Genomic DNA, 8,255 nt, shown 5'->3' with positions numbered 1-8,255 from the left:
GTTCAGGCACTGCAAAATTCGCTTTTCCTCACTCATGACCTCTCTGCCCCCTGTCTTTTTACTCCCATCTTACCACAGGGGGAAAGGTCCTCCTCTATTTTACGCTTACTTGCATCTCCATCTCGTCTGGTGCTCGATTTTGTCCTCTGAAATGGCTGAAACCCTTGCCGCAGCAAGGGTTTCAGGGGTTGCATCTTTTTCAGCAACCTTAGTTGGTCCGAGTGGCGGGATTTGAACCCACGGCCTCTTGGACCCGAACCAAGCGCGATACCAAGCTTCGCCACACCCGGATATCTTCTGCCTGCAGTCTGTTTGAGATGCAAAGCAGAGAATCAGCACGTATTATTATAGTGTTGGCATTCCCGTTTGTCAAGGGTAGAAATTTATTCTGGGGAGATATCCGGGTCCATCTGCGCCACAAGCTCCTGGACGCAGGACAAAAAATGGGAGGTGAGGGGAGAGGGAGCCTTTCCGCTGCGGACAGCCAGTCCGATTTCCCGAAATCGGGGGTGATCCAGCAGGATTGCGGAAAAACGCCGGTTGGAGTCGCGCAGAACCAGCTCCGGCATGATGCTGACGCCCAAGCCCTGCTCCACCATGGCCAGGATGGCAAAATCATCATTGACGTTATATTGCAGGTTTGGACGAACCCCTTCCTCCTGAAAAATCCGGCTGATTTCCATGTCACGCTCTTCGGAAATGCGAATGTATGGTTCCTGGGTAAAGCGGGCGATGGGATAACAGGGGGCGTGTGCCAGAGGGTGGTCGGGGGGAAGTACGGCAAGCAGCCGGTCCTGCCGCAGGGGGATGGTGTCCAGGCCCTCTCCGGCGGGGACCCGGAGAAATCCGCAGTCCACCTCCCCCCGGCGGATCAGGTCCTCAATTTCGGCAAACTCCCAGCTGCTTACCAGCTCAAAATGGATGCCGGGGTAGCGATCCAGAAAGACTTTCATAATACCGGGCAGCCAGTGGATGGAGACGCTGGTAAAGGTGCCTACCCGCAAGGTGCCCTGGGTCATGCCGTGCAGCTCCGCCACTTGCTCCTCCAGCATTTTGGCGGCATTGCACAGACCCCGGATGGCGGGCAGCAGCACGCTGCCGTCCGAGCTGAGCGCCACCCCGCTCCGGCTGCGGGTCAGCAGCTCCAGATCCCACTCCCGTTCCAGTTCCGCAATGGCCCGGCTCAGGGCGGACTGGGTATAGCCCATGGCCTCCGCGGCTCTGGTAATACTGCCTAATTCCACCGTCTTCAGCAGCGCCTGGTATTTGGTCAGATTCATGCCTATCATTCCTTTTAATCATGTAAAAGATGAAAAAGATTCGTTTGATTCATGTGTGATCCTATTGTATACTAAAACCAGAAGGAAGGCAAGAGCGCCGGACAGAAAGGAGCGATCGTCATGAAGAAAGAGATTACCATGGAGACCAGCCGGAGAGCCGCGGGATATGAGCTGCTGCGGAAGGGAATTCCTACGGGAATGGCCCGGGAGTTTTGGTCCGGGAGTCCCTGGCGGGCGCTCCGGGACTGTGTCCGGGGCGTATGAATGAGCAACCTGCCTCACAGGTTGGGGAGAGCATAATGGGAGGGGGCGTTTAGCCAAATGGCGAAACGCCCCCTCCCGTTTTTTCGTTGCCGTCAGGCAGTGGTGATGATGGAGATGGTATCAATCGTAACATCGTAGGTAACGGTATAGCCCAGCCAATTGCAAAGCTCCCGCAGAGGCACGCAGAACTCGCCGCCGATTCGGAAGGTAGCGGAAAAATCTGAGCTGTCCAGCGGCTTGCCGCTGTGAAAGAAGCTCAGCGCCCGTTCCAATCCCACGTAAGTTACTTCGCCGCCGCAGGTGTGGTAGCAGGGCAGATCCGCAGGCACGCCGTCTACCAGCACGTCCGACGTCCAGGTGAGCAGCTGGTTGACGGGAAAACAAACTGGATAATCGCTTATAGCGGTAAAGCGGGGGGGAGGGGTGGTGTGATCCTCGCTCAGCGCCAGGCGGGATTCCCGCTCCTGGAGATAGGCGCTCAGCTCCGGGCTGTGAAGATCCTGGTAAGCCAGGTATGCGTTACTCTCCTCCAACTGGCAGCACAGCGCCACCAGCAGAGCTGCTCCCCCGACGCCGGCCAGCGTACCCAGAACCTGGCGGCCCTTTCCTGAGCGTTCCGCCGAGAGACGGCAGGACAGCCACCCGGCCAGGTAGAACCCATTTCCAAAGACCAGAAAGACGTAGGCCAGCCAAAACAGATTTTCCATCCGGGGAACCGCGCTGACCCCCATAGCGTAGAGGGGAGGGGTGTAGAGCGCCGCAAAGGCGCAGAAAGATCCGCCCAGCACCAGCAGCGGCAGCCGAAAGCGGTAACCGCTCCCACGGACAGACAGGAGGAACAGGGGAATTGTCAGCAGCAGACCTGCCAGAACCGTTTCGTCCGTCATAGCTGCAATGTCCTGCCCTGCCTGCTGGAAGGAGCGGAGGATGGCGGTGAAGGGGGGAAGCTGCTCCAGGCCGGCCTGACGCACAGCGTTGCCGGGGGCGGCCATACTTACCACCAGTCCGGCGGCGGCAGAAAGGGTCATAAGTAGATTCGCTGCCGCAATGTGCCGGGGAACGCGCCTGAGCGGGGTGAGCACGGTAAAGGCGGCGGACACCAGGACAAAGACCAGGGCGGTGGAATAATTGCCGCCTCCCACAAAAAAGCAGCCCGCGCACGCCGGAACCAGGCGAAGTCCAAAAAGCACACCCCGGCACTTCCACCGCTCCAGACGGAGCTGGCAGAGGATCATGCTCACGCCGAGGAACCAGAACGCCAGGTAGTGGGCAGCGCCGTTCCACCAGAAGATCCCCTCCGCTGGGGAGGGGAGATACTGTACGCTTAGCAGGGAGATGATACTGCCGAGCAGTACTGTCCAGGTCCGGCTCTCTGTGTACAGGGAGCCCAGGGTCAGAAATACCGGAAGGATAATGGCGGCCAGCATGATCAGGACAGTGAGGGGATAGGCGTTCCAGGAGAAGGCGCCGGGCTGAATGGAAAACAGCAGAATGGAGGCAAAAGTTCCCTGCCAGTTTTGGTAGGTATAGCGGAGGTTTTCACATATGGCACCCAATACTCCGGGCAGACCGAGCCCGGCCTCCAGGGCAAAGTGCACCGGAGCGCCATATCCGAAGTCATCCGCCGACGGCGCACAGCAGCGCCCCAGCAGCAGCAGTGTAACAAGAGAGATGCCCAGCACAGCCAGAGCTGCCGCCGCCATCCCTCTGCGCACCCACTTCATGCTCCATTCCTCCCGACCTTTACTCAGTATAATTTCCATTGTACCCCATTTTTCCGTCTGCGGCAATGTGCTGGATGCATAGTAATAGGAGGCGTACCGCCGCTGCCGGCGGTACGCCTCCTGCCTTTGCGCTGCTTATTTCCGATAGCAGATTTCGTGGCGCTTGGGACCGGTGGAGACAATGGTGATAGGCGCCTCGATCTCCTTTTCGATGAAGTCCACATAATCCCGGGCGGCCTGGGGCAGGGCGGCATAATCGGTGACGCCCCGGATGTCGCATTTCCAGCCGGGCAGAGTTTGGTACACCGGCTTGGCCCGGTCCAGCAGGGCGGGCACGGGGAAATCGCGGGTAACCTGGCCGTCGATTTCATAGCCGGTACACACCTTGATCTCGTCCAGGTAACCCAGACAGTCAATGGCGGTCAGGGCGACCTGAGTGGCGCCCTGAACCATACAGCCGTAGCGGGTGGCAACGGTGTCAAACCAGCCCACCCGGCGGGGCCGACCGGTGGTAGCGCCGTATTCGCCGGCGTCGCCGCCCCGTTTGCGCAGCTCCTCCGCCTCATCGCCGAAGAGCTCGCTGACAAAGGCGCCGGCGCCTACTGCGGAGGAGTAGGCCTTGGTGACAGTGATGATATCGGTGAGCGCCGTGGGAGGCACGCCGCCGCCTACCGTGCCGAAGCCGGCCAGGGTGTGGGAGGAGGTGGTCATGGGACAGATACCCAGATTGGGGTCCTTCATGGAGCCCAGCTGACCCTCCAGCAGAAGCTGCTTGCCGGACTTCAACGCCCGGTGGACAAAGCTCACCCCGTCGCCCACGTAGGGCTCCAGCAGCTTGCGGTAGCCCATCAGCTCCTCGAACAGCGCGTCGGGCTCCAGCCTGGGCTTGTGATAGAGGTGCTCCAGCAGCACGTTCTTCAGCTCGCAGATGTGGGCCAGCTGACCCTTGAGCCGGTCCTCATGCCACAGGTCGGCCACCTGAATGCCGATCTTGGCATATTTGTCAGAGTAAAACGGGGCGATTCCTGACTTGGTGGAGCCAAAGGCGGCTCCGGCCAGGCGCTCCTCCTCATAGGAGTCCAGCAGCACATGGTAGCTCATCAGCAGCTGGGTGCGCAGGTCCACGATGATGTGGGGCGCGGGAACGCCGCCCGCCTTCAGATGCTCCAGCTCAGCGGCAAACTTGTTGACATCCAGCGCCACACCGTTTCCGATGACGTTGGTGATGTGGGGGTAGAACACGCCGGACGGGAGCTGATGCAGGGCAAATTTCCCATAGTCGCAGATGATGGTGTGCCCGGCGTTGGCTCCGCCCTGAAAGCGGATGACCACATCCGACTGCTCGGCCAGCAGGTCGGTGATCTTGCCCTTGCCCTCGTCGCCCCAGTTTGCGCCGACAATCGCCTTTACCATAATGATTCCTCCTGCCGCGGGGATTCGCGCATTGGCCTTTTCCCGCCGGCAATGTCGTGGGGCGGGCGTCAAACAGCCTGCCCCGACATAGGATATTATATTCCTGTTTTCCCCGTTGGACAAGGCAAAGGGACGAAAAAAATCAATAAATTTACGCCGGATCCTCCTGCCGTTTTTTTCCTGCCCCTTTGGCCGGGATCACGGGAGTTCCTTTCGGCAGCTGCCACAGCTCCTCCCGATTCAGGGCGCAGCGCCGGCCGCCGGCGGTTTCCGCCGCCTCCCACCGGACCCGGAGTATATCGCCGTCCTGTTCCGCCTCCGCCTCCAGTCCGGCGGTCCAGGGGTCAAAGGGGCGGGAGGTGTTCCGGGCGGTCTGGGCCGCGGCGCAGGCCCGGGGATAGACGGTTTTTTCCCAGCGGTCCAGCCACATCTGCTCCAGCCGACGGTAATAGGCCGTCACCCGTTTGGGTGTGCCCAGAGGAAGGGCCACCTTGGGCGGGAAAAAGGAGAGCACCGGTTCCCCCTCCCACAGCAAGACCCGGGCCTCCGGCGGGGCCTGCGCTCCCTTGTGCTTCGGATCCATTGCGACCCCTCCTAAAATGGAAATAATTTCTATTTAGTTTATGCATTTTTTCTAAAAGTGGTGAAAAACAGTTTACTTCCATACTTCACTTTGGTAAAATACAAAAAGAACGCTTGCGTCAGTACAAATGGGAGGTCAGACTGCCTATGACAAAAAATGAAAAGTGGGAGCATGGAGATCTGCTCTATCAGGCAATCCTCACGCTGCAGGATCTGGACGAGTGCAAGAAGTTTTTCTCCGACCTGTGCACGGTGGCGGAACTGCGGGCCATGGAGCAGCGGTTTGAGGTGGCCATGCTGCTGTCGGACGGCATGATCTATAATGACATTCTGGAGCGCACCGGCGCCTCCAGCGCCACCATCAGCCGGGTGAACCGCTCCCTGCAGTATGGAGCGGACGGCTATCAGGCGGTGCTGCCCCGGATCAAGGAGAAGCAGGCGGAGCATGGCGTATGAATATCTGGCCCAGTGCTACGATCAGTTTACGGAGGATGTAAACTATGACCGCTGGGCGGACTATGTGGAGCGGCACTTTGCCCGCAGCAGGCTGCCCATCCGTACCGTGCTGGATCTGGCCTGCGGCACTGGGAGCCTGACCAGGCTCCTGGCCCTGCGGGGATATGAGATGATTGGCGCCGACCTGTCGGAGGAGATGCTGGCCCAGGCCGCGGAGAAGTGCCGGGGCGTGGGGGAGCCGGAGCCCATTTTCCTCCACCAGGCCATGGAGGAACTGGATCTCTACGGCACCATCGACGCCTGCGTGTGCTGTCTGGACAGCATCAATTACGTCACCCGGTCCGGGAAACTGGCCCGGGCGTTTCAACGTGTGCACACTTTTTTGATGCCCGGCGGCCTGTTTCTGTTTGACATCAATACGCCGGACAAGCTGCAGGGGCTGGACGGACAGATCTTTCTGGATGAGAACGAGACGTCCTACTGCGTCTGGCGGGCGGACTACTCGCCCCGGCGGCGGGTGTGTACCTACGGCATGGACATCTTCCAGCGGGAGGAAAACGGCCTGTGGCGCCGCTGGGAGGAGGTACACGAGGAATTCGCGTACCAGCCGGAGGAGCTGGAGGAGCTGCTGCGTCAGGCGGGCTTCCGGCGGATCAAGCAATACGGCGAGCTGCGGATGACTCCCCCCAGAGCGGGGGAGGGGCGCATCTTTTTCGCCGCACGAAAGGATACCTGAAAACATGGCAGATACAATTATTCGCGCATTGGCAAAAAACGCGCCGGTGAAGGCCTCGGCCATCTCCGCCCGGGAGATGGTGGAGCGGGCCCGGCAGATCCACAAGACCCTGCCGGTGGCCACCGCCGCCCTGGGGCGGGGCCTGATGGCGGCCTCCATGATGGGCAATCAGCTCAAGGAGGAGGAGGGCTCCGTGACCCTTCGCATCAAGGGAGACGGCCCCCTGGGGAGCATGACGGTGGTGTCTGACAGTCAGGGCAACGCCAGAGGTTATGTGGTCAACCCCTTGGTGGATTTGCCGCTGAAGGGCCCCGCCAAGCTGGATGTGGGTTCCGCTGTGGGACGGGAGGGTTCCCTGACGGTCATCAAGGACCTGCGTATGAAGGAGCCCTATGTGGGCACCGTCCCGCTGGTGTCGGGGGAGATCGCGGAGGATATCACCTCCTACTTTGTGGAGAGCGAGCAGATTCCCACCGCCTGCGCCCTGGGGGTGCTGGTGGATGTGGACCAGAGCGTGCTGTGTGCCGGCGGCTACCTGATCCAGCTGCTGCCCGGAGCGGATGACGGCGTGATCACCGCGGTGGAAAACGGCATTCAGCGGGTGGGGGCGGTCACCGAGGCCATGCGGGGCGGCATGGACGCCCGCACGCTGCTGGAGCAGGTGCTGTCCGACTTTGAGCTGGAGGTCCTGTCGGAGGAGCCGGTGGAGTACCGCTGCTACTGCTCCAGGGACCGGGTAAGCCGGGCTCTCATCAGTATGGGCCGCCAGGAGCTGGAGGACCTGATCCGGGAGCAGGGCAGGGCGGAGCTGACCTGCCAGTTCTGTGACAAGGTCTATCAATACTCCAAAGAGGACCTGGAAACCCTGCTGGCATCCCTGGAGAAATAACGTAAAACCGCCGCCCTCGGGGCGTTTTCGGGGGCGGCGAAAAATATCTAATAAAATTTCTCAAAAATGGTTGACAAGTGGGGGTGCATCTAGTATAATAACCTTCGCTGCTTGACCCGAGCAAAACCAAAGCGAAACCCAAGCAGACTTGATCACGGGAGCATAGCTCAGCTGGGAGAGCGCATGCCTTACAAGCATGATGTCACAGGTTCGAGCCCTGTTGTTCCCACCACTTCCTTTATGGAAGCTCCCGTACCCCCTACCGTATGGCGCGGTAGTTCAGTTGGTTAGAACGCCGGCCTGTCACGCCGGAGGTCGAGGGTTCAAGTCCCTTCCGCGTCGCCATTTGCCTCTGTAGCTCAGTTGGTAGAGCAGGGGACTGAAAATCCCCGTGTCGCTGGTTCGATTCCGGCCGGAGGCACCATCCTTCCGGCGAATATGCCCGACATATTCGCCGGAAGGTACCCCTTAAAATTTCTGGTCTCATGTGTGTGTGGTCTGCATAGAATGGACCATGACATGCAGGTGTAGCTCATCTGGTAGAGCGCCACCTTGCCAAGGTGGAGGTAGCGAGTTCGAGCCTCGTCACCTGCTCCAAAAATGATAAAAGGAAGTTTGTTTCTTCCTTTTATCCATAAGGCGACATAGCCAAGTGGTAAGGCAGAGCTCTGCAAAAGCTCCACCCCCAGTTCAAATCTGGGTGTCGCCTCCATATTGTAAAAAAGGTATAGATGCCGTAGGCTTGCAGCCTACGGCATCAACCTTTTCCGGATTTTTTTAGCTGGGAAATTCACGGTTGATTCCATAGATGCCAGTAAGCGTAAAATAGCGGAGGACATAGAAAGATAGAGCAAGGCTGCCATTTGCGAAATGGCAGCCTTTATCTGCATATAGACTGAGCAGTTGTCCCC

The 8,255-nt window shown here is 59.4% G+C and carries 8 protein-coding genes and 6 tRNA genes; 9 read left to right on the top strand and 5 right to left on the bottom strand.

The genetic code is table 11. The features are described from left to right. Window positions 1-213: 213 nt before the first annotated feature. Window positions 214-290 (bottom strand) — tRNA-Pro (locus B5F88_RS17895). A 93-nt stretch (window positions 291-383) separates the two neighbouring features. Next, a complete protein-coding gene (locus tag B5F88_RS17890) occupies window positions 384-1,280 on the bottom strand; it encodes a LysR family transcriptional regulator (RefSeq protein ID WP_242959871.1) in 897 nt (298 codons plus the stop codon). A gap of 120 nt (window positions 1,281-1,400) precedes the next feature. On the opposite strand from B5F88_RS17890, the gene B5F88_RS20860 reads away from it, so the two are divergent. Further along, window positions 1,401-1,544, top strand: a complete 144-nt coding sequence (locus B5F88_RS20860) for a hypothetical protein (protein WP_162612241.1) — start codon at window positions 1,401-1,403, stop codon at window positions 1,542-1,544. Window positions 1,545-1,636: 92 nt separating this feature from the next. Here B5F88_RS20860 and B5F88_RS17885 read toward each other — a convergent pair whose 3' ends face one another. From B5F88_RS17885 to B5F88_RS17875, 3 genes are all read right to left on the bottom strand, one after another. Then, window positions 1,637-3,268, bottom strand: coding sequence for a DUF6056 family protein (locus tag B5F88_RS17885; protein WP_087348734.1), 1,632 nt, complete (start codon window positions 3,266-3,268; stop codon window positions 1,637-1,639). Window positions 3,269-3,403: 135 nt separating this feature from the next. Beyond that, window positions 3,404-4,681: an adenylosuccinate synthase gene (locus B5F88_RS17880; RefSeq protein ID WP_087348732.1), complete on the bottom strand. Its 1,278-nt coding sequence runs from the start codon at window positions 4,679-4,681 to the stop codon at window positions 3,404-3,406. 151 nt (window positions 4,682-4,832) lie between these two features. After that, entirely contained in the window at window positions 4,833-5,264 is a 432-nt protein-coding gene (locus B5F88_RS17875) for a hypothetical protein (RefSeq protein WP_087348730.1), read from the bottom strand. A gap of 146 nt (window positions 5,265-5,410) precedes the next feature. On the opposite strand from B5F88_RS17875, the gene B5F88_RS17870 reads away from it, so the two are divergent. The 8 genes from B5F88_RS17870 to B5F88_RS17835 all read left to right on the top strand — a co-directional run bounded on the left by B5F88_RS17870 (window position 5,411) and on the right by B5F88_RS17835 (window position 8,056). Further along, entirely contained in the window at window positions 5,411-5,719 is a 309-nt protein-coding gene (locus B5F88_RS17870; RefSeq protein ID WP_087348728.1) for a YerC/YecD family TrpR-related protein, read from the top strand. Next, window positions 5,709-6,455: a class I SAM-dependent methyltransferase gene (locus tag B5F88_RS17865; RefSeq protein WP_087348725.1), complete on the top strand. Its 747-nt coding sequence runs from the start codon at window positions 5,709-5,711 to the stop codon at window positions 6,453-6,455. The genes B5F88_RS17870 and B5F88_RS17865 overlap by 11 nt, the downstream gene beginning before the upstream one ends. A 4-nt stretch (window positions 6,456-6,459) precedes the next feature. Next, entirely contained in the window at window positions 6,460-7,344 is an 885-nt protein-coding gene (gene hslO, locus B5F88_RS17860; RefSeq protein ID WP_087348723.1) for an Hsp33 family molecular chaperone HslO, read from the top strand. A gap of 156 nt (window positions 7,345-7,500) precedes the next feature. Further along, window positions 7,501-7,576, top strand: a tRNA-Val gene (locus tag B5F88_RS17855). A gap of 36 nt (window positions 7,577-7,612) precedes the next feature. Beyond that, window positions 7,613-7,689: transfer RNA gene (locus tag B5F88_RS17850), tRNA-Asp, on the top strand. A 3-nt stretch (window positions 7,690-7,692) separates the two neighbouring features. Beyond that, window positions 7,693-7,768 (top strand) — tRNA-Phe (locus B5F88_RS17845). A gap of 97 nt (window positions 7,769-7,865) precedes the next feature. Further along, window positions 7,866-7,941, top strand: a tRNA-Gly gene (locus B5F88_RS17840). A 41-nt stretch (window positions 7,942-7,982) separates the two neighbouring features. Further along, window positions 7,983-8,056: transfer RNA gene (locus B5F88_RS17835), tRNA-Cys, on the top strand. The last annotated feature ends 199 nt before the right edge of the window (window positions 8,057-8,255 follow it).

The sequence above is a fragment of the Flavonifractor sp. An306 genome (assembly GCF_002159455.1).
Classification (GTDB): domain Bacteria; phylum Bacillota; class Clostridia; order Oscillospirales; family Oscillospiraceae; genus Flavonifractor.
The sequence above is the reverse complement of the archived record's forward strand: the minus strand, read 5'-3'. Positions and strand labels throughout refer to the sequence as shown.